This is a genomic window from Helicobacter sp. UBA3407 (genome assembly GCF_949747025.1).
In the GTDB taxonomy this organism is placed as follows: domain Bacteria; phylum Campylobacterota; class Campylobacteria; order Campylobacterales; family Helicobacteraceae; genus Helicobacter_D; species Helicobacter_D ganmani.
The window spans coordinates 1-21,430 of record NZ_CATKCB010000134.1 but is presented as its reverse complement, the minus strand read 5'-3'; the positions used below and the strand labels follow the sequence as shown (position 1 = coordinate 21,430).

The window sequence follows — 21,430 nt, the reverse complement described above, 5'->3', positions numbered from 1 at the left end:
CTGCCGAGATTCTATTTTCATAGAATCTCGCAATTCCACATACCTCACAACTCAATAAATCAAACCCTAATAATAGAATCTTATCTCTTAAAACTCACCTTTAGATTTTCTATGCTAAAATTAATACTTTATTATTTTTGATTTAGGTTTTTTATGCGTTTTGTAAAAGTTTTTTTAAGAATCTTAGCTGTTCTTGGGATTGTTTTTGGAATCGGAATAGCGGTTTTTGTGATACAAATTTATTCTGAAATTCGTAACGATACAGACAAGATTATCAATTATCAGCCACCCATTGCCACGCAAATTTTTGATAGACAAGAGCGATTGGTTGCGAATCTTTTTGACAAAGAATTTAGATTTTATGCGACTTTCGAGGAGATTCCGCCACGCATTGTGGAGGCTCTTTTGGCAATTGAGGACACTTTGTTCTTTGAACACCCCGGCGTGAATATTGACGCAATCATTCGTGCAATGCTTAAAAATATTAAAAATGCGCGCTATGCAGAGGGCGGAAGCACAATCACGCAGCAACTTATCAAGAATCTTGCCTTGACGCGTGAAAAAACAATTGAGCGTAAAATAAAAGAATTTCTTTTAGCCTTGCGTTTGGAGACAATTCTAACCAAAGAAAAAATTTTGGAAGTTTATTTGAATCATACTTATTTTGGGCACGGATTTTATGGAATCAAAACCGCAGCACTTGGATATTTTCGTAAAAGTATGGAGGATTTGACGCTAAAAGAAATTGCAATGCTCGTTTCTTTACCACGTGCGCCAAGTTTTTATGACCCAACAAAAAATTATGATTTTTCTTTGGGGAGAGCAAATAATGTTTTGCAAAGAATGTATGAAGTGGGGTGGATTTCACAAGAAGTGCTAGATTCGTCTTTGAGTGAGCAACCCAAGGTCTATAACGACACATTGACAAAAAATGTTGCCCCTTATGTGGTAGATGAAGTGCAACGGCAGTTAGTCGGGTTGGAGGATTTAAAAACTGCCGGATATAAGATTTATTTAAACATTGATTTGGATTATCAGGAGATTGCGCAAGAAGCATTGTATTTTGGGTATGAGCAGATTCTATCGCGACACAAAGAAGATGAGGCGTTAAAGGAAAAACTCAATGGTGCTTTTGTGGTGTTGGAGAATAAAACAGGGAAGGTTCTAGCACTTGTGGGAGGGGTGGATTATCAAAAAAGTAATTTTTCACGCGCGACACAAAGCAAACGACAAATTGGCAGTAGTGTCAAGCCCTTTTTGTATCTTAGTGCGATTAATTCCGGCTTGGCTCAAAATTATCAGATTCCTGATATTGCCCGCACTTATGAATATAGGGTGGGTAATGTGCGTAAAAAATGGCAACCAAAAAATTATGGAAGTTCTCTAAGCGGTTTTATTTCGCTTAAAACTGCTTTGACGAAATCGCTGAATCTTGCGACGATTAATCTTGTGGAGGAAGTGGGATTTGATAGAATCTATCGGGAGATTTTGGATTATGGATTTGAAAATGTGCCAAAAGACTTGACGATTTCTTTAGGGAGTTTTGGAGCTTCTCCGCTTGAAATGGCAAAAAATTTTATGGTGTTTTCAAACTATGGAAAAGTCATCACACCAATGTTGATTGATAGAATCGTGGATATGCAAGGAGATGTTGCTTATTTTAGCGGAGAGGAACGCGAATTAAGCAAACCCAAACAAAGCTTTTTGATTGTGGATATTTTGCGAAATGCGATTAATCAAGGCACAGGTAAGCGTGCCAAAGTAGAAGGTATTGAGCTAGCAGGTAAAACAGGCACGACAAACGATAATGTAGATGCGTGGTTTTGTGGATTTTCTCCTAGCATTGAAGCCATTGTTTGGTATGGCAAAGACGACAATACACCGATGGGATATAGCGAAACGGGAGGTGTCGCTCCGGCACCCGCCTTTTCTTATTTCTTTGACAAAATCTTAGAAATTGACCCCGGATTGGAACGCAAATTTATGATTCCACAAGGTGTGCAAAGTCAGATTGTAGAGGGAGAGAGAGTTTATTATACTGATGAATCGCCGATTAAATATCAACCAAAAGTTAATCACGACACGATTATTTTTTAGTATGAATTGAAAATCTATTGAAAGGAATCTTCATTTGAAACGATTTTTTAGATATTTTTTACCTTATGTTAAAGACTATAAATTATATTTATTTTATTCTATTGTTGGCACGATTTTAGTCGCAGGCGCAAGTGCTGCAAGTGCTTATCTTGTGAAGCCTGTATTAGACGATATTTTTATCAAAAAAGACACGACAATGCTTCAGATTCTACCTTTTTTGGTTGTGTTGGCGTATTTTGCCAAAGGTGCTGGAGCGTGGATTCAAAGCTATTATATGAATTTCGTAGGGCAAAACATCGTGCGTCAGCTAAAAGAGACTCTTTTAGAAAAAATTTTGACTTTTGAAATGGATTTTTTTAATCGCTATCGCAAAGGAGAGTTAATCTCACGCGTTATGAATGATGTTAGTGCAATACAAAATGCGATTTCAAGCTATCTAGTGGAGGGTGTTAAGCACGGGCTAACTATTCTTGGATTGGTTGGGGTGGTGATTTATCAAAGTCCGGAATTGGCGTTTTATGGTCTTGTCGTAATGCCTTTGGCTCTTTATCCTATATCACGAATCGCAAAAAGTATGCGAAAAAACTCTAAAAAATTGCAAGAAAAAAGTGCAGATTTGTCCTCTAAATTGATTGAGATTTTTAATAATATGGAGCTTATCAAGGCAAGCGCAGGTGAAAAAATGGAATGTCAGCAGTTTGCAAATTACAATAAAGAATGGTTTAAAATTTCAATGAAAACCGTGAAAGTCTCTGAACTCACTTCCCCTTTAATGGAGACTTTAGGCGCGATTGCGATTGCAGTTGTCATTGTAATTGGTGGGCATAAAGTCATTGAGGATGAGATTTCCACAGGGGCGTTTTTTTCTTTTGTTACGGCGCTTTTTATGCTTTATACTCCTTTTAAGGCTTTAAATAATCTTTATGGTAAATTTCAAATTGCCTTTGCTGCGAGTGATAGGATTCTTGAAATGTTGAATCGTCGCGCAAGAATTCAAGATGGCACAAAGGAGCTTACAACACAAATACAAAAGATTGCGTTTAAAGATGTGGATTTGTTTTATCAAGAGAAACAAGCCTTGCATAATATTAATTTGGAAGTCAAACGAGGAGAAAGCATTGCATTAGTCGGAAGCAGCGGTGGAGGAAAAAGTTCGCTTGTGAATTTGCTTTTGCGACTTTATGAGCCAAACTCTGGAGAGATTTGTATTAATGATGCAAATATTCAAGATTTTACACAAGCAAGTTTGCGTGCTAAAATAGCAATTGTAACACAAAGGATTTTTATCTTTAATGATAGCATTGCGCAAAATATTGCTTATGGGAGTGAAATTGAAGAAGAAAAAGTCAAACTTGCTTTGGAGCAAGCAAGGATTTTGGAATATGTAGAATCCTTGCCCGATGGAATCCATACAATCTTAAATGAGTTTGGTGCAAATTTAAGTGGCGGACAACGTCAAAGAATCGCAATTGCACGCGCACTTTATAAAAACCCAGAAATTCTTATCCTAGATGAAGCCACGAGCGCACTAGATAACAAAACGGAAGAAGAGTTTAGGGAAGCCTTGAGAGGATTATTAGAGGATAGAATTGTGATTATCATTGCACATAGATTTTCTACGGTTTCTCTAGCGCAAAAAATTTATTTTTTCAAAAATGGAAAGATTATCGCCAATGGAACGCAAGCAGAATTATTTGAAAAATGTGAATCCTTTAGAGAATATTACAAAAGTATCTAAAACTTTTATCTGCTTTATGTTATAATAGCGGAAATTTTTAAATTTAAGGTTTTGGAAATGTCAAATTTGTCCAATGTTGATCAAATAACCAATCTGCACAGAAACAACGAATTGCAGCTCCTATGCTTTCGGCTTGAAAAAGATAAAGATTTGTATGCGGTGAATGTATTTAAGATTCGTGAAGTTGTCAAATATCGTGGGGAAATTACGGTGGTCTCTCACGAGGGAAGTTCCTTAGTAGAGGGATTGATTACGATTCGTGAGCTTACGATTCCTTTGATTGATTTGCGTAAATGGTTTTATTATGATTCAAGGGATAAATCAAAAAATCTTGAACCCTATGCGATTAGACGCACTGCGGGTGATGATGAAGTGATTATGATTTGCGAGTTTTCTAAATGGACGGTAGGAGTTAGAATCTACGAAGCAGATAGAATTTTAAACAAAAAATGGACAGAAATTGAACAGAGTGCAGGGATTGGAAATTCTGGTTTAAATAGCAAGTTAGTCAGTAGGACGCGTTATTTTGATGGACGCTTAGTGCAAGTGGTAGATATTGAAAAAATGCTTGTAGATGTATTCCCGTGGATTGAAACCGAAAAGAATGATGAGATGAATAAGATTAAACAAATCATCACAAACAAAGAAGTTTTACTCGCAGATGATTCACCAAGTGTTATTAAGACAATGCAAAATATTCTTAAGAAAATTGGCGTTGCGTATAAATCTTTTGTCAATGGGCAGAAATTGCTTGATTATGTTTTTACCGAAGGGACAGATGTTTCTAAAATTGGAATTATCATCACAGACTTAGAAATGCCAGAAGCAAGTGGATTTGAAGTCATTAAACAAATCAAAGCAAATCCATTGACTTCCAAGATTCCTGTGGTTGTAAATTCCTCCATGAGTGGAAGTAGCAACGAAGATATGGCGCGCTCACTCAATGCAGATGAGTTTATTTCAAAGTCAAATCCGGTAGAAGTAGAGGACGCCCTACGAAGATTTATGCTAAAATAGTCTTATCTAACCTTTCGTAAGCCCTTTTTGGCTTATTTCTTTCTGCGCCACAAATATCCAATTAGAAAAATTTAGGCAAGGAATCTTGCAGGGCAAAATCTTTAAAAGGTAAGACTTGATAGGGTGTGCCTAGGTTTTCGCCTGATTCTTTATGGTTAAGCGATAGGATTAAGAAAGAATCGCAAAATTCACGTTCTTTGGTAATTTTGTGCAAACGAGATTCCAAAATATGGTGTTGAACAAAAGGCATACAAAGAATCCCAAGTGATAAATTAGGCAGATAGAAGTCTAATTTATCTGTATAAAATATTTCCTCTTTGAAATGATAAAGTAGCTCTAAAAAAACCATATTTTCAAACAATAATGCAAAATTGCGCTCATAGGAAATCGTATTTTTCAATGTGAAATCCCAAAAATATAATTTTTTGGGCGCAGATTCGTGCTCAAACTTGGTAAGCCAAAATAGTATTTTGCTTTCATTTAAGATTTTACAATATTCATAAAATCTATCTTTAGACAATTTTCCTTCTTTTTTAAGTTTGGTAAAAATTTGATGAATGGAAGCTTTTTGTCCTAAATGTAGAATGAGATTTTGCAAAATCCAAAAATTAATAGAATCTCCCGCGAGTATTTTTAGAAATTCTCCCTTTTTGTATTCGTTAAGATATTCCGCTTCTAGTAGATTTCCAAATTTTAAATAAGAATTTAAACTTTCATCAATAGGAGTTTTGTGAATCTTTGTAAATTCTTGAAAGGTGATGGGTGGAATCTCTACAAGATTGTAATTGAGATTTGTCAAAGGGGATTGCGAAATGATTGTGATTTGGGGTGTGGGAATGGAATCTAAAAGAGTAGGAGAAAAAAGAGAGGGGCTGAAATGGTCTAAGATAAAAATATCAATAGTTTCTTTTTGGAGAAAATCTAGAAGAGATTCTGAAATTTTACATTGGTTAAGATGAGAATCATTAAGGTTTAGATACATTTTTTTGGACGAGCTAAATTCTGCTTTAGCATAATGGTTAAGGATAATTTCTGTCTTTCCAATGCCCTTAGCACCATAAACACAAGTTTTATTATCCAATGTTAATGGCAGATGACGATGGATTTTGCTTAAATTTTTAGGATAGGATTCTAATATTTTTGCTAATTCCATACATTGCCCTTTTGATGTGATAGTAAAATTATATCGCAACCTCAATGAATTGAATCCATTTGCTTGTGGTATAATCCCTTGAAATAAAAGGATAGAAATGAAAGCAAAAGTTTTACTGCTTGAAGATGATATGGTGTTGCAAGAAATTATCGCGGAATGCTTAGAGGAAGAGGGATACGCAGTGGTGTGCTGTAGTGATGGCACAGAGGCTATGGACAAGGTCTATGAAGAACATTTTGATATTTTATTGCTTGATGTGATGGTTTCTGGACAAAATGGATTTGAAGCTTTGCGCTCTATTCGTAAAAGCGGCAAAGAGATTCCGGCAATTTTTATCACTGCTCTTAATTCTCTTAAGGAGCTTGAAGTTGGTTTCAAAAGCGGCTGTGATGATTATTTGCGTAAGCCTTTTGAGCTTTCTGAGTTACTCCTTAGAATGGAAGCACAATTAAAACATTGTAAAAAGTTAGATATTTTTGAATTTGGTAATGGATATTGTTTTGATTGTGCGGAGGAGATTTTGTATTATCAAGGAAACATCGTTAATCTCCCCACCAAAGAAAGAGAATTGTTAAAGATTTTGTTGCAAAATGAGGGGCATTTTGTGGGTTTGGAACAAATTTATTCTGCACTTTGGAATTATGACAAAGAGCCAAGTGAGCTAAGTTTGCGTGTGTATATTAAGAATCTGCGTAGAATCATTGGCAAAGATAATATTCTCACAAGGCGCGGTGAGGGATATTGTTACCAACCTAGCAATATGAGAGAATAATGGAAGCAAGGAAAACAGCATTAAAGATTTTGGCACTTTATATCTCTACAAGTTTTGTTTTTTTAAGCATTGTTTTTTATGGTTGGTATCAGAAAGAAAAGGTTGCGATTTTGGAATCTAAGGCGATTGTATTGCGCGAAAATGCGCATACTTTGGCAATTAATTTTTATGAGAGATTGCAAGTGGATACGGGAAATATGCAAGATTTGCTGCATAGAATCGCAAAGGAATTTCAGATTCCTTTTATGGTTGTAACGCATAAGGGAGAAGTGGTTTTTAGTTCTTTATCCCGAGAAAAAAGCGAAGAGGAAGTTCAAGCAATTTGGCATACAAACGATTTAGATTTAATAAAGAGTAATCATCACGGCAGAATTGTTGTTGTAGAGGACAAAATCTATCTCATCACGCAAAGGGTAGGGGGGAGATTTTGGTATTTGTTTCATCAGAGAATGAAAGAAAAAGAGATTCAAAATCTTCATCAATTTAACCCACAAACAAAAAAGTTTTATTTAGTGCTTTTCTCTAATGGAATCAAAATAGAGATTTATAGGCTTTTGGGGCTGATGTTTGGAATCTTTTTGCTAGTATTAATTGCGATGAGCGTGATAGGATATTTTTTGGTATTGCTTAGCTTGAAGCCTTTGCGCAAAAAAATCCAATCTTTGGACGCGTTTATTAAGGATTCTACGCATGAGATTAATACACCTTTGAGTGTGATTTTGATGAGTATTGAAAGAATTAAACCTAATGAATTGACGCCCTCACAATATCAAAAGTTTGAACGCATTAAGTTTGCGGCGCAAACATTGGGGAGAATCTATCAGGATTTGTTATTTTATAATTTTGATGAGGCAAGGGAATTAAAGCTTGAAATGATTGAAATGTCGCAATTAATAGACGAACGCATCGCATATTTTCAAGATTTTTTCAAGAAAAAAAATATTCAAATCGCAAAGAAAATTGAATTGCAAGACGCAAAAAGCTTACTAGAAGCGAATCGCAGTCATATTATTAGAGTGATAGATAATCTGCTAGATAATGCACTTAAATATACGGCAAATGGGGGATTGGTGAAAATCAAATTAACCCAAAAGAGTTTAAGCGTTCAAGACAATGGTTGTGGAATCAAAAAAGAGGATTTGGATAAGGTGTTTGAGCGTTATTATCGCAGCAATCGGAATCAGGGAGGATTTGGCATCGGGCTTGCCCTTGTGAAGCAAATTTGTCAAATCTATCATATTCAGATTGTTTGCAAGAGCCAAGAGGGAGAGGGAAGCGAATTTATTTTAAGCTGGAAATGAATCATTTTAGCTAAAATTTTATTTTCAAAGAAGATAAGATGTTAAAATATTATCAACATACGCACAATTTGCGCACGACTTATTTGTTTGGAATCCCGTTCTTTAGAAGGATTCGAAAGGTATATGGCGAGTCTGCAGGGGGGTATTTGTCTGCTATATTTATAAGTTTTTAAATTTTACATATTATAGGACACAGAGTGTTTTAGAGCCAAGTTTGCAAATCACTTTGATTAATTCGGAGTGGCAAAGAAGAATAATGAAGTTTTTGCTTGAATGCGAGGATTCTACACAGAAACTGCTTGCGTTTTGCAAAAACTTAGATGAAAAGAGTATAGAAAATGTGTTTAAGATTCTCTCAAGACTTAAAACGCACGAGGATATTACTACACTTACCCAGAAGAACGAGAGATTCGCCATAAGCTAAAAGAGGAATTTCACCCCCAAATCTTTGAGCTAAAAAAGGGCATTTTTGCCTATAATGGCTATTTCTTGCCTATTTATCACTTTGAAGTAGGGGTGTTTTATCACAAGCATAGCTTAAAAGAGGCGTTCTCTAAAGAAACTCTGCAAAGGATTAGACAAAAGGACATTATAGATGTCGGTGGTTTCATTGGCGATAGTGCAATTATTTTTGAGAGAGAATTTACAGAAAGAAATATTTATAGCTTTGAGCCTACGAGCAAGAATTACGCACTAATGCAGGAAACTTTAAGGTTAAATGATAGTAAAAGAATTATCCCCATTCATCAAGGGCTTGGAATAAAAAGCGAAAATCTAAAAATAAGATTTTTTGGCAGTGCTTCACATATTGATTTGCGGGGTCAAAGCGAGGATTTAGAGAGTATCTCTATTACAACATTAGATGAGTTTGTGCGAGAAAATAAGCTAGAAGTGGGGTTTATTAAGGTTGATATTGAGGGCTTTGAGCAAGAGTTTTTAAAGGGGGCTAGAGAGACGATAGAATCGCAAAAACCAGCAATGTTGCTTAGTATTTATCATAATGGAAGCGACTTTTTTGACATTAAGCCGATGATAGAATCGTGGGATTTGGGGTATCAATTTAAGATTATAAAGCCCATAGATTATACGATAAGCATAGAAGCTGCATTGTTTTGTGAAGCGGTGTAGATTGTGGAATCTTAACCTAATATTTGTGTTCTTGTCGCATTTTTGCGTTTCTCGCTGCGCCATTATGGGTGTGAGTGGTGGTGTGTGGTAGGTATCTCCACCTCGTCATTGTGAGGAGCAACGCGACGAAGCAATCCATAATCTTGACAATGAAAAAATATTCAACTGCGAGATTCCAAATTATAGATTGCCACGACTTGATAAAACAAATCTCACAATGACAAATCCTAAACTTTGCTTTAACCTAGCATTATAGATTCCCGCAATTCTGCTCAACGCGGAATCCCGCAAGGGTAACTTGAAGTAAATAGAATCCTAAAGTCTAGGGTCGGCGATTTTTCCGATAATTGCGCTTTTTGCTGCGACAGCGGAATTTGCAAGATAAACTTCGGAATTACGCGCACCCATTCTACCGACAAAATTGCGATTCGTTGTAGAAACACAACGTTCATTGTCTCCTAGAATCCCCATATATCCACCTAAGCACGCACCGCAGGTTGGATTTGAAATCAGCGCACCCGCTTCTAACAGAATATCAATGTAGCCTAATTTATGGGCTTCTTTATAGATTTGTTGCGTGCCGGGTGTGATAATAAGGCGAACATCAGAATGCACCTTGTTGCCTTTTAAAATCTCACTTGCGATTCTTAAATCACTTAAGCGTCCATTCGTGCAACTACCGATAAAAACTTGGTCAATTTTCAAATTATCTTTGACTGCTTCAGAAATGCTTTTGCCATTACTTGGGAGATAAGGGTAGGCGATTACAGGTTCTAGCTTGCTAATATCAATGGTGAGAATGCGCGTATAATGTGCGTCAGGGTCAGAGAAAAATTCTTTTGGTTTGGCGCGTAAATTTGGACGATTCGCCAAAAATTCACGCGTAATGGAATCAGGAGCAATGATTCCATTTTTTGCCCCCGCTTCAATCGCCATATTGCAAAGTGAAAAGCGGTCGTCCATACTCAAATATGCGATTCCATCTCCGCAAAATTCAAGCGTTTGATAGAGCGCACCATCTACGCCAATTTGACGAATAACCTCCAAAATTAAATCTTTGCCATAGATATAGGGCGCAGGCTTGCCGACAAATTCAACCTTGATAGCACTTGGGACTTTAAACCAATTTCTCCCTGTAATCATCGCATAAGCCAAATCTGTGCTTCCCATTCCTGTGCTAAATGCCCCTAAAGCCCCGTGTGTGCAAGTATGAGAATCTGCACCGATGATGACATCGCCACTGACAACCAAGCCTTTTTCAGGCAATAACGCGTGTTCAATCCCCATATCTTTTTCGTCAAAATAATGCTTTAATTGATGTTTTTTAGCGAAATCACGACTAATGCGTGCCTGATTTGCGCTTGCAATGTCCTTTGTGGGAATGAAATGGTCCATTACAATGCAAAATCCATCGGGATTTGCAAGCTTTTGCGCTCCGCTTTGCTCATAAGCTTTAATAGAAAGTGGTGTTGTAATGTCATTGCCAATCACCATATCAATGGGAGAATCCACAATTTCTCCTGCATAAACTGCTTTTCCTATGTGGTCTGAAAAGATTTTTTCTGTAATCGTCTGCCCCATTTTGAACTCCTTTATCTAAGATTGAATTTGTGTTTTAAAAAATTTCTGAATCTCCAAAATTTCTAATTTTTGTGCATAAAAACTATTGGGATTTGCGACTAAATAAGCACTAATTTCCATAATTGTTTCATCAATTTTGAGGTTATTTTGGCGCATAGTATCTCCCGTCTCTACTAAATCCACGATAGCGTCTGCCATACCCACAAGAGGAGCTAGCTCAATAGAGCCATAAAGCTTGATAATCTCTACACTTATTGCCTTTTTGGCAAAAAAACTTTTGGTAATATTGACCATTTTGGTTGCAATTTTTAAATTTGGATTAGAAAAATCCAATGTGTAATGATTGGGAGAGCCAATAGCGATTTTGCATTTACCAAACCCTAAGTCAAGTAGGCGCACAAGCGAACTTTGCTGCTCTTCTAAGACATCTAATCCCACGACGCCAATATCTGCAGCCCCTCGCTCTACATAAATAGGAACATCTTGATTGCGCACAAGCATAAATTCAAATTTTTCTTTGGTTAAAATGAGTTTGCGGTCTTCAAAACAAAGCGATTCACCTATGAATTTTTCAAAAATTTGAAGTGTTTTGTCTGCGATTCTACCTTTGGGCAATGCAATTTTTATCATACATAAATTCCTTGTGAGGTGAAGTTTTCGTTGATGGCTTTTTGCATTCCTTTAAATACAAGTAAATCGTCATAAAAACAATCTTTGAAGAATCTTGAGAGAAATTTGCCATCTCCTCCCGTAAAGTGAATTTTTTTATTTTTGGAAGTATTTTTGAGCATTAAAAGGATAGAATTTAACATACCATAACTTACCGCATCCCTTGTATTTTGTGGAAAAGTATCCAAATCCACTCCCAAATTCATCTCGCAATCTAGCACAGAAATGCTACTAAACATTTTGCGATATTTTGCAATTCCGGGCATAATAAAACCTCCTAGATGAATGCCTTGCTGCATAATATCTACTGTAATGGCACTTCCTGCATCAACGATGACACCATCACTAATTGCCTTGCAAGCTGCGATTCTATCAATGCCTAAGCCTTTATAATTTGTATCAATGTTTAAATAAGGCGTCAAGTCAAAACAGCGAGGATGCGCATAAAGCAAGGTATTTGTAGAATCCTCATTGACGCTGATATACATAATTAGCTCTTTAGAATCCTTGGGGGTTAATTTGGTTTTTTCCTCTTTCCAAATTCTGCCGCGATAATAAAAGTGTAAAAAAGTGTTACCAATATCACAGAGAATCATTACGCCTCTATTCTACTTCTAAAATTTTGTTACCAATGAAAATTTTGCGCGTTCCAGAAAATATAGGATTTGTAATTTCATCTGGAAGTGTGAAAATAGAGCTATTTTGCAATTCATCGTCTAATGCGATGAGGTAGCCTCGTGTTTCTAAAATCACAATATTTCTTCCGTGATTTGCTGCAGTAAAATGTGCAAAAGGAAATTTGACGCGTCGTTTTTCGTTTAAATCTTGGTCTGTTAAGATGACTTCTCCCTCGCTTGTAAAGATAAAGATTCTATCCTCAAAAAACAAAATGTCTTTAATATTTGCATTAAAGGTGTTAATAACACTTGGGCTAACAGAGATAATGCGTTTAGGTGTGGCTGCAACCATACGATTTCCGATTGCTTCTAAGAAAATCACATTATTGAAATATTTATCGCCATTGACAACAATATTACGAATCATTTGCATATTGTTCTTGTCTATAATGACGAGTTTTCCATCTAAGGTTGGTATGACGACAATATCATTTAAAAAATATGGCGCGGCAATCAGTGTATTGTTGGTAGGGGCTAATGTGCTATCTTGCTTATAAGTGATTTGACTTTTATTTAAATCATAGAGTGCAAAAGTATTGTTATCAAAAATCACTGCGATGAGTTGTCCATACATAGAAGCACTGATAGGAGTGTTGTCAAATGCGATGGAAGTTTGCGTATGGTCTTCTTTGTTGATTAATAAAAGAGACTGATAGGCACTTGCTAAGTAATAATCTTCTGTTTGATTAAGATACCGCGCGTCTTTTGGGAGATAGACATTTGGGATTTCAGAATATTTTGTAATAAATTGTCCATTTTTTAAGGTTGCACCATCACGAACAAGAGAAACAATAGGGGAGGGAATAGAATCATTGAAGGAAATTTTACCTTTAATTTCTTCCTCTTTTGGCTCAAAATAATATTTAGAACCACACCCGCTAAGAGATAAAAATATAAAAAGACTCAAAAATAATAAAAGAGGATTCTTAAGAATATTACTTCTTGACATCATTGTTTCCTTGAATGCTCAAATGTTCTAGTGCATTGGCAAAATCTCTAATAGGAGAATCGTTTTGGATTTTGGATAAAATCACTTTTGCCTCTTTGCTTTTGCTTGCTTGAATCTCCAAAAATGCAGCTTGTAAATAACCAAAATCTCCAGATTCTTTGGAATCTAGTGTGTTTAAATCTTGATTCAAAGATGCGTTTTGCGATTTAGAAAATTGCGCGATAATAGGGTCTTTGCAGGATTCTAATTTTTTGAGAGTTTCTTTATCGTTGGATTCCAATGCCTTTTGAAAAAGATACAAATCATAAAGTCTGCTTTGAGAGTTTTTAAGCGAAATGATTGCATTTTCATCTCCCTTTAGAGCTTCTTCATAGAGATTAGAAAGTTTTTGTTGTTGATTTTCTTGATAATAATTGTTGCCCATATAGCCAAAAGCAAGCACAACAATGCCAATCAATAATGCAATGAGTGGAATCTTGTAACGTTTAAACCACCCCTCAAAACGAATAAGGCTTTCTAGCATTTTTTCGTCGTTGCTCATTTCTTCTTTAATGAAATCTACATTTTGTTTTAGGCTCAAATTTTCTCCTTTATTTCAATCTTTTGTTATTTTCCTGTGCTTCCAAAGCCTTTTTTGCCACGTTTTGTTTTATCTAGTGTTTGAACAGCTTTGATTTTTGCTTGTTTGACTTTACAAAGCACCGCTTGTGCGATTCTATCTCCCGCATTAATCTTAAAATCTTCGTCGCCGAAGTTTATTGCAATGATTTTGATTTCTCCCCGATAATCTGAATCAATCGTTCCGGGAGAATTAAGAATTGTAATGCCATACTTTAAAGCTAATCCACTTCTAGGACGCACTTGGATTTCATATCCTTTTGGAAAGCTAAAACTAAGTCCGGTGGGAATCAATCCCCATTTGCCTTTTTCTAATATCAAATTTTCACTCGCGCAAAGGTCAAATCCCGCAGCTTCTTTGCTTTGATACTTTGGAATCACGGCATTTGGAGTCAAGGTTTTAATTTTTAAATTTGCCATAAGAGTTGCCTTAGAATTGAATCGGTTGATAAAAAATCTCTAAAACTTCGTAATCTACGCGCCCTTTTGGTAGAGTCATACTGACTTCATCGCCTGCAATTTTTCCTAAAAGCTGTTTGGCTAAAGGAGAATGATAAGAAATTAAGCCCTTTTCAGGATTGCTTTCTGTTGCTCCAACGATTGTATAGGTGAAAGTTTCTTCAGTGTCTAAATCCTCTAATTTGATGGTTGAACCAAAACTAATTTTGCTATGCTCTAGGGTAGAGGGGTCAATTACGCGTGCATCAGCGACAAGTTGTGTTAGTTCATTAATGCGTGCGTCCAAAAATAGCTGACGCTCTCTTGCGGCGTGGTATTCTGCATTTTCTTTCAAATCCCCGTGCTCTCTTGCAGTGTCAATTTCAATAATGTTTTTTGGTCGTTCAACTTCTTTAAGATTTTTGAGTTCAGAAATTAATTTATCATAACCATATTTGGTCATAGGTTCCATAGTTTCCCTTAAGAATAAAATAATTTAGATATAGTAAAGAAAATAGGGTTAAAAAGCCCTTTATTTTATAAATTTTTTGCAAAATTTTGCAATTTTTTCGCGCAGGATTCTGCACTGCCATGTGAAAGATATTGGAAGAGAGTCTTTTTTTGTTCAAAAAAATAGGAATAATTAAAATGAAGATATGCATTTTGCAGATTCTCTACATTTACGCAATCTTGTAAAAATTCCGGGTGAATGGGAAAAATAGAAGGGTTGGGATTGTTTTTGGGGGCATTGAAAAAATGAAATTCTAAAAAAATATTTGCTAAACCAATGTAGTTTAATTGAACCAATTTTTTGGCAATCCAATAATCCAATGTTTTGGCTTTATAGGCTAAAATCGTTGGAATCCCAAGCAATGTGGATTCTAAAGTTGCTGTGCCACTGCACACAAAGGCAAATTCACTTTGTTGTAATCCAAGATAAGTATCAAAGGAAATTTCAAATGCACTAATATCTCCATAGATTTTGCTTAAGTCTTGTGTTGCAAAAGATTTAGGAATAATCAAAATAGCACTTTTTCCTTGTGTTTTTAAGGTTTGAGCAAGTTGATTGAAAATAGGAAACAAAGCACGAATTTCGCTTTTGCGTGAGCCGGGCATAAAGGCAATTTTTTGGGTTTTTTGAGGTGTGTCAAAAGAATAAGGAATCTCATCAAGAAGTGGGTGTCCCATATAGGTGATTGGGGCGGTTTTTGGATAAAAGTTTTTTTCAAAAGGTAAAATGCCCCATAATTCATCACAAATTTCACTCAAAATATGCGCACGCTTAGGTTTCCAAGCCCAAACTTGAGGCAAAATATAATAAATAATACGAGGTTTTTTTTGATATTTTGTTTTTGAAATGAGTTTGCGAATTGTTTGGATTAAAGGAATATTAAAAGAAGAGGAGTCCATAAAAAGTGCTACATCGCAAGTCGAGGCAATTTGTGCAAGCTGATTTTTGAGTTTGAAAAATTTTGGAATGAGTTTAAGAATCCCAACAAATCCCATAACGCGAAAGGATTCGGGATTGTAAATGGTTTGGGAGAGAAAGTTAGAATGTATGGGGTTTGCATTGGGCTGAAAGATATTTTGCGATTCTTTTAAGGCTTGCTGAATCAATGCCTTATCAAAGATTCCATAAAGAACAAAAGGAGTTTGCGTTTGTTGCAGAGATTTGAGCAGATTGGCTAAATGAAGATTGGCAGAATATTCTATTGCGGAGACGAAAAGATTTAATGGCTGCATTGGTTTCAAATTTTACGAATTGTGCGAGGATTCGTCAGAATCTCTGGGGGGTTGATTGGGTTGGGTTTGCACTGATTTGCTTGAATTATCTTGTAAATGCTGGATTTCAGATTCTAGCTTTGAGTTTTCCAAAAGAAGCGTTTTGAGTTGGGATTGTATTTTGGTTAGGGTATCAAAAAGCAAAGTGGCGGATTCCAAAGGAACATATTCTTTGGCGGGGTTGGCAAGTAGCCGTTGATGTTTTTGATAGGAAATCTCTAATTTTTCTAAGGCTTTTGGGCGCACAAGGGAAGTATTTTTTAAAAATTTTTCTGTAGATTCTAAAGATTTTTTAAGATTTTGATATTGTGTTTCTAAGGCTGCCAAATCCAATGTTTTGGATTTTAAAGTATCAGGTGCTAAAGGGTGGGATTGGTTTAGAGATTCAAGTTGTTGCTCTTTGATAGCAATTTCATTTGTTAAGGATTTATTTCTTTGCTCTAGCTCTTTGTTATCTGCTAAGAGCAACGCATTTTTGGCGGATATTTCGTTGAAAGATTCCATTAAGGATTCTTTGTCCTTTTTGAGTGCATCAAATTCTTCATTAAAACGTTTTTTTTCTGCCTCAAAAATAGTATAAATTTGCCAAGATTCCTTGATTTCATTTAGTTTTTTGGTGAGTTCTTGGAGTGCAGAAAGATTTTGCATTAACAACCCTCAAAATTTTTAAAAAACCAAAGAAATGCGAACATTACACCAGAGGTTTTAGGGTAAGATTCGTTCAAAATAAAATCATAAGCTTCTGTTTTTGGAATGAAAACAACCTCAATATTTTCATCATCTATACCACCTCCTTGATTTTGACGACACGATTCATCAATTGTGGCAAAAAAAAGCGTTTGTTTGCTGCCTGCAAATCCAACAGAGCTATAAAATTCTGTAATTTTGTGGATATTTTCTAATGGAATCTCATAACCGCATTCCTCTAGGATTTCCTCTTGTGCGATTTTTTTAAGGGATTTTCCCGCTTTGTCTGTAATCCCAGCACAAAGTTCAAAGGTATAACCTAATTCCACTTTGAGATTCGGTGTTTTGCGGGTGCTTTCTTTGAGATACACGGCAGGGCGAAATTGTTTCACCATCACAAAAGAATCTTTTGGTTGATGATAAAGCAGAATCGCTACGCTATCGTGTGCTTCGATAATATCCCAACTCCGTTCTTTACCATTTTCGCAAAAGAGCATTCGTTTAGGCTTAATATATTGCGAATCGTGGCAGCTGCAAAAGCGAATATTAGAAATCTCTTTGAGTGCCATCAGTTTAAATTCTTATCCTCTGAATTAAGATAGACAATGTAGCCATTTTGGATTTTTCTAAATGGCGTTTGATTGTCAATTCCTTGAGTAAGAGCCGTGTTGAGAGCTTGTTGGTAATTTTTGGCAAGCATTAAAAATTCCTCTTTTTCTTTGCCTTTAAGTTTAGAATGTGCAATTTTTAAGTGTTTGATTGGATTAACTGCATTGCCATTTTTGTAAAGTCCAAAATGTAAATGTGGTCCTGTGCTAAGTCCTGTGCTGCCTACTGTGCCGATTTGTTTGCCTTGTGCAACGCTTACTCCTGCTCGAATCTTACGGTCAATTTTTTGCATATGTGCATAGAGTGTTTTATAGCCATTTTCGTGCTGAATAATTACGGTTTTGCCATAGCCACCTTTTGTACCTGCAAAAATTACTCTACCTTTCCCTGCTGCACGGATAGGGGTATGACGAGGCGCAGCATAATCTGTCCCTAAATGCGGGCGTTTATATCCAAGAATTGGGTGTTTGCGTCCCATAGAAAAATGGGAAGAAATACGTTTATAATGAAGTGGCACTGTGAGTAAATATTTGCTTAAATTATTGCCTTTTAAGTCGTAAAATTGTCCATCTTCGTGACGCACAACATATTGATGTCGCTTGCCAACATTTAAAATGGACGCTTTAATATTAGGTGAGCCAAAGTTCTTACCCAAACGATATTTGCGTTCATAAATGATAGCTAATTTGTCATTTTTACGCACTTCGCGACGAAAATCTACGCTTCCTTTGTGGGCTTGGATAAAATCATTTGCCAAAAATTTATCCCCTGTGAGTTTGACGATGTCGTTATAAAGTGAATTTTCAACAGAAAGAGCAATTGTTCGTTCTTCTGTGAAATAAGCCACAGGAATTGCTCGCATGCCATAAGAATCTTTTTCTTTGAAAATGTGTAGTTGTGAATTTTCATTGATAGGGATTAAAGCTTGCAGTAAAGTGGAATCTTCGTAAAGCGCATAAAATGTGCTACCGCTGATAATTTCATCGGCGAGTTCTTTATCCTCTGGAGCTAAATCATAATAAACTTTTAAAGGGATTCTGTTTTTTTCAAAAAATGTGAGCAGTGTTTGACCTTGTTCCCATTGGGATTCTTGAATATTTGCAGCATTGGCACAAACAGACCCAAATGCACCAAAAAGACAAAAGGTTTTTAAAGAATGTTTAAAGAATGTTGATTTAAGAATTTTAAAAAGTCGCATAGATTCGCCCCTATATTTAATGTAGTTTTGGGATAAAATTGTTTAGAGAAAGCAGATTATAGCACAAAAAGCGCGGTTTTCCTCAAGAAATATAAAAAAATTATAAAAATTTTTTAATTTCATTAAAAAACAAAATTTTGCTATACTTCTAATCTCTGAAAATATTATTTCAAGGAGCAGTAATGAAAGATTGGTTTGTGCCATCTATGGGATTTGGACTTTTTGTTTATTTTATGCTCTTTGTGATTTTATATACAATTAAAATTGGAGGTCCTAATGTTCCATTATATGGTGATGGTCAGCAAATTGCTCCTCCAAAGTCTGATACAGAGAAGTTTTTACAAGATGTTTCAAAAAGTGTGCGGGAATCATTTTAGTTTTTTGAAAAATAGCCGATATTAATGGAAAGATTTTTTAAGAAAGGAGAAAATATGATTAGTCATTTGATGAGTAATTCGGTTTTTTCAAATGCAATGAATCAAGCGAATAATAAAAATACTTTGCAGATTAATAATGCAAGAAATGAATCAGTCAATGAAAAACCACAGGCAGAAAAAACTGCAAAAACCTCTAGCACTAGACTAGATGAAATTAAAGCCGCTATTAAAGATGGCACTTATAAATTAGATTTAAAGGGGAGTGCGCAAAAGTTGGCACAAGAATTGCTTAGATAAGAGATAAGTCTATTTTATAGGAGTTATCTCATGTCTTTGCAGTTCTTAAAAGATGCTTTAGAAGATATTAAAGCACTCATTGCAATTACAGAACAGGATATTGCGGATATTAAAATCGCAAATAACGAAGCCGTCTTTGCAAGGATTCCACAAAAAGAGGAATTAATTGCGTCTTTTATTCGCAAAAAAGAAGCTTACGCTAAAAGCATTGAAGAGCGTTTGCGTACAGAATATCCCAACGCTACTTTAGAGGATTTAACTTACGAGGACAAACAACATCTTTTGGGTGAGGGCGCAAGTGAATGCACTGCGGAGCTTCACGACCAATTAGAGGTTTTGAAGAATCTCAATTATCGTTTTGGTAAGATGTCCTTAGCGGTTTCAGAATTTTACAACTCTCTTTTAAGTAAAATTGTTCCCGTTGAAGAACGTGGTTATAAAAAACAATCCTTAGGCAATGCATCCTTTCTGCATACTGAAGTGTAGAGGAGGTGTGCTATGGGAGGATTGCTTTCATCATTAAATACTCCATACACAGGCTTGACTGGGCATCAAGTGATGGTGGATACAACAAGTAATAATATTGCAAATGCGAATAATGAATTTTATTCTAGGCAAATCGTCAGAAGTGCCGCAGAGACTCCACTTTGGAAACAAAACTATGCTTTAGGGCAAGGGCTTGATATTATGACGGTGGAGCGTGTACACGATGAATATACTTTTATGCGTTACAAAAAAGCCACTTCAGAAAAAACCTATTACGATACAAGTTTCGCAGGACTTAGAGAAGCCTCTTCGTATTATCCGGAGATTGACGGGGTAGGAATCTACAATGATTTACAAAACTACTTTAATGCTTGGAAAGATTTAGCTACTAAAGCAGGAGACCCAGCACAAAAAATTGCATTAGCAGAGCAGGCAAATACACTTTCTAAAAATATTCAAGAAACACGTAATTCCTTAGTATATTTGCAACAACGTTTAAATGACGAAGTCAAAGTTGCTGTAGAGGAAGTGAATCGCTTAGCAGAACAAATCGCAATGATTAATAAACAAATCAATGAATATGAAAATCAAGATTTATACAGAAAAGCAAATGATTTGCGTGATTTGCGCGACCAATATGAGTTTGAAATTAACAATCTTATCGGTTGCGAAGTTTTCAAGCAAGAAGTCAAAGGGAGTGCGTGTGTGAATAAAAATATCGCAGATTTTGACGAGGATTATACATTGACCATCGGTGGAAGGTCTATTGTAGATGGAGAATCTTGGCATCCTTTGACTTTGGATAATTCTCAAAATGAAAGCGGAATCTATACGATTAAATATCTGCGCAGGGACCACAAAGAATATAATTTAACCAATACTCTAAATGAAGGAAAAGTTGGGGCATTGTTGGATTTGATTCGCACCGAAGAGGTTTTTACTTGTCAAGGAACTTTGGGAAAATTGCAAGTGTATATCAATGATTTGGATACTTTTGCAAATGGAATCATTGAAGCAACGAATAATATTTATGCGCAATGCTCACAATTAGGAGCGCGTAGTGATAAGCTTTATATTAATACACAAGATGCGCTAACAACAAGCGGTTATAATATCCGCGAGGGAAGTTTCAAAGTTGTAATGTATGATAAACAAGGAAATGAATTGGGTGCGCGTGAGGTTAAAATAGACAATCTTACCAATATGCAAAGCATTATTGACCAGCTTAATGCGAATCTTGATGATAATTTAGACGGCAATGCTCTGAACGACTTTGATGACCGATTCCAAGCAACTTACAATAATGACACGCAAACTTTTGCGATTACTTCTAAGAATCCCAGCGAGGAAATTTATATTTCTATTCAAGACAATGGCACAAATTTTGCTGGTGCATTTGGCGTCAATCGTTTTTTTGATGGAAATGACGCGAGTAATATAGAGCTTGCGAGAGCTTATCGTGATGACCCGACTTTGATTCGTGCGTATCGTGAAGCAGTCAATGGTAACTTTGAAGTTGCAAATATGATGCAACAATTACAATACGACAAAATTACTTTTACAGATGTCTATGATAGAGAGGAGCGACAAGAAACGATTAGCGGATATTTTCGCTATATTGCAAGCAAGGTTGCTTCACAAACAGAGGGAACACAAATAACGCAAGAAACCAAAGAAGCGGTGTATAATTCAATCAAGAAAGAATACAAAACCATTTCAGAGGTTTCCATAGATGATGAAATGGTAAATCTCATCAAATTTCAAACAGGTTATAGCGCAAATGCGAAAATGATTTCGGCTATTGATGAGATGATTACCACGCTTTTAGGTATTAAGCAATAGTTAAATTGATAGGG

Annotated in this window: 23 protein-coding genes; 11 read left to right on the top strand and 12 right to left on the bottom strand. The window is 35.9% G+C overall.

What is annotated here, in order from left to right:
• Positions 1-153 precede the first annotated feature (153 nt).
• Genes Q1553_RS04800 through Q1553_RS04790 form a run of 3 tightly spaced genes read left to right on the top strand, consistent with a single transcriptional unit; the run spans position 154 to position 4,852 of the window.
• Positions 154-2,097, top strand: a complete 1,944-nt coding sequence (locus Q1553_RS04800) for a PBP1A family penicillin-binding protein (RefSeq protein WP_297578257.1) — start codon at positions 154-156, stop codon at positions 2,095-2,097.
• A 34-nt stretch (positions 2,098-2,131) separates the two neighbouring features.
• A complete protein-coding gene (locus Q1553_RS04795) occupies positions 2,132-3,835 on the top strand; it encodes an ABC transporter ATP-binding protein (protein ID WP_300668089.1) in 1,704 nt (567 codons plus the stop codon).
• 57 nt (positions 3,836-3,892) lie between these two features.
• Positions 3,893-4,852 carry a chemotaxis protein gene (locus Q1553_RS04790; RefSeq protein ID WP_115551547.1) on the top strand — a complete coding sequence of 320 codons (960 nt, stop codon included), beginning with the start codon at positions 3,893-3,895 and terminating at the stop codon, positions 4,850-4,852.
• A gap of 61 nt (positions 4,853-4,913) precedes the next feature.
• Here the strand turns inward: Q1553_RS04790 and Q1553_RS04785 are convergent, their stop codons facing one another.
• Complete coding sequence (locus tag Q1553_RS04785) at positions 4,914-6,005, bottom strand: ATP-binding protein (RefSeq protein ID WP_115551546.1); 1,092 nt, start codon at positions 6,003-6,005, stop codon at positions 4,914-4,916.
• Between the two features lie 97 nt (positions 6,006-6,102).
• Here Q1553_RS04785 and Q1553_RS04780 point away from each other — a divergent pair, with 97 nt between their 5' ends.
• The 4 genes from Q1553_RS04780 (at position 6,103) to Q1553_RS04765 (ending at position 9,206) form a co-directional block, all read left to right on the top strand.
• Positions 6,103-6,777, top strand: a complete 675-nt coding sequence (locus Q1553_RS04780) for a response regulator transcription factor (protein WP_297578259.1) — start codon at positions 6,103-6,105, stop codon at positions 6,775-6,777.
• Positions 6,777-8,078 carry a HAMP domain-containing sensor histidine kinase gene (locus tag Q1553_RS04775; protein WP_245944226.1) on the top strand — a complete coding sequence of 434 codons (1,302 nt, stop codon included), beginning with the start codon at positions 6,777-6,779 and terminating at the stop codon, positions 8,076-8,078. The genes Q1553_RS04780 and Q1553_RS04775 overlap by 1 nt, the downstream gene beginning before the upstream one ends.
• Positions 8,079-8,334: 256 nt before the next feature.
• Positions 8,335-8,502, top strand: a complete 168-nt coding sequence (locus tag Q1553_RS04770) for a hypothetical protein (RefSeq protein WP_245944225.1) — start codon at positions 8,335-8,337, stop codon at positions 8,500-8,502.
• 65 nt (positions 8,503-8,567) lie between these two features.
• On the top strand, positions 8,568-9,206 hold the full coding sequence (locus tag Q1553_RS04765; protein ID WP_245944224.1) for an FkbM family methyltransferase: 639 nt from the start codon (positions 8,568-8,570) through the stop codon (positions 9,204-9,206).
• A 315-nt stretch (positions 9,207-9,521) separates the two neighbouring features.
• Here the strand turns inward: Q1553_RS04765 and leuC are convergent, their stop codons facing one another.
• The 11 genes from leuC to Q1553_RS04710 all read right to left on the bottom strand — a co-directional run bounded on the left by leuC (position 9,522) and on the right by Q1553_RS04710 (position 18,414).
• Positions 9,522-10,787 (bottom strand): 3-isopropylmalate dehydratase large subunit, encoded by a 1,266-nt coding sequence (leuC, locus tag Q1553_RS04760; protein ID WP_115551543.1) that lies wholly within the window; start codon positions 10,785-10,787, stop codon positions 9,522-9,524.
• Positions 10,788-10,802: 15 nt separating this feature from the next.
• Entirely contained in the window at positions 10,803-11,417 is a 615-nt protein-coding gene (hisG, locus tag Q1553_RS04755; RefSeq protein ID WP_300842779.1) for an ATP phosphoribosyltransferase, read from the bottom strand.
• Positions 11,414-12,052, bottom strand: a complete 639-nt coding sequence (locus tag Q1553_RS04750; RefSeq protein WP_115551541.1) for a type III pantothenate kinase — start codon at positions 12,050-12,052, stop codon at positions 11,414-11,416. Before Q1553_RS04750 ends, hisG begins: the two co-directional genes overlap by 4 nt.
• Before the next feature lie 7 nt (positions 12,053-12,059).
• Positions 12,060-13,082, bottom strand: coding sequence for a hypothetical protein (locus Q1553_RS04745; RefSeq protein WP_245944223.1), 1,023 nt, complete (start codon positions 13,080-13,082; stop codon positions 12,060-12,062).
• On the bottom strand, positions 13,069-13,662 hold the full coding sequence (locus Q1553_RS04740) for a hypothetical protein (protein ID WP_297570134.1): 594 nt from the start codon (positions 13,660-13,662) through the stop codon (positions 13,069-13,071). The genes Q1553_RS04745 and Q1553_RS04740 overlap by 14 nt, the downstream gene beginning before the upstream one ends.
• Before the next feature lie 26 nt (positions 13,663-13,688).
• Complete coding sequence (dut, locus tag Q1553_RS04735) at positions 13,689-14,120, bottom strand: dUTP diphosphatase (RefSeq protein WP_115551539.1); 432 nt, start codon at positions 14,118-14,120, stop codon at positions 13,689-13,691.
• 10 nt (positions 14,121-14,130) lie between these two features.
• Positions 14,131-14,610 (bottom strand): transcription elongation factor GreA, encoded by a 480-nt coding sequence (greA, locus tag Q1553_RS04730; RefSeq protein ID WP_181881630.1) that lies wholly within the window; start codon positions 14,608-14,610, stop codon positions 14,131-14,133.
• Positions 14,611-14,675: 65 nt separating this feature from the next.
• On the bottom strand, positions 14,676-15,881 hold the full coding sequence (lpxB, locus tag Q1553_RS04725) for a lipid-A-disaccharide synthase (RefSeq protein ID WP_297570138.1): 1,206 nt from the start codon (positions 15,879-15,881) through the stop codon (positions 14,676-14,678).
• A 12-nt stretch (positions 15,882-15,893) separates the two neighbouring features.
• Positions 15,894-16,568, bottom strand: a complete 675-nt coding sequence (locus Q1553_RS04720) for a hypothetical protein (protein ID WP_115551538.1) — start codon at positions 16,566-16,568, stop codon at positions 15,894-15,896.
• On the bottom strand, positions 16,568-17,176 hold the full coding sequence (locus Q1553_RS04715; RefSeq protein ID WP_181881629.1) for an NUDIX hydrolase: 609 nt from the start codon (positions 17,174-17,176) through the stop codon (positions 16,568-16,570). The genes Q1553_RS04720 and Q1553_RS04715 overlap by 1 nt, the downstream gene beginning before the upstream one ends.
• A complete protein-coding gene (locus tag Q1553_RS04710; RefSeq protein WP_297570140.1) occupies positions 17,176-18,414 on the bottom strand; it encodes a peptidoglycan DD-metalloendopeptidase family protein in 1,239 nt (412 codons plus the stop codon). The genes Q1553_RS04715 and Q1553_RS04710 overlap by 1 nt, the downstream gene beginning before the upstream one ends.
• A 182-nt stretch (positions 18,415-18,596) precedes the next feature.
• Between Q1553_RS04710 and Q1553_RS04705 the strand changes: the two genes are divergently transcribed.
• Genes Q1553_RS04705 through flgK form a run of 4 tightly spaced genes read left to right on the top strand, consistent with a single transcriptional unit; the run spans position 18,597 to position 21,416 of the window.
• Positions 18,597-18,791, top strand: coding sequence for a hypothetical protein (locus tag Q1553_RS04705; RefSeq protein WP_297578267.1), 195 nt, complete (start codon positions 18,597-18,599; stop codon positions 18,789-18,791).
• A 54-nt stretch (positions 18,792-18,845) separates the two neighbouring features.
• Positions 18,846-19,088 carry a flagellar biosynthesis anti-sigma factor FlgM gene (locus tag Q1553_RS04700; protein WP_115551534.1) on the top strand — a complete coding sequence of 81 codons (243 nt, stop codon included), beginning with the start codon at positions 18,846-18,848 and terminating at the stop codon, positions 19,086-19,088.
• A 30-nt stretch (positions 19,089-19,118) separates the two neighbouring features.
• The gene (locus Q1553_RS04695) at positions 19,119-19,574 is read left to right on the top strand and encodes a hypothetical protein (RefSeq protein WP_181881628.1); all 456 of its coding nucleotides are present in this window, start codon (positions 19,119-19,121) and stop codon (positions 19,572-19,574) included.
• Positions 19,575-19,586: 12 nt separating this feature from the next.
• Positions 19,587-21,416, top strand: coding sequence for a flagellar hook-associated protein FlgK (flgK, locus tag Q1553_RS04690; protein ID WP_297570148.1), 1,830 nt, complete (start codon positions 19,587-19,589; stop codon positions 21,414-21,416).
• Positions 21,417-21,430 lie beyond the last annotated feature (14 nt).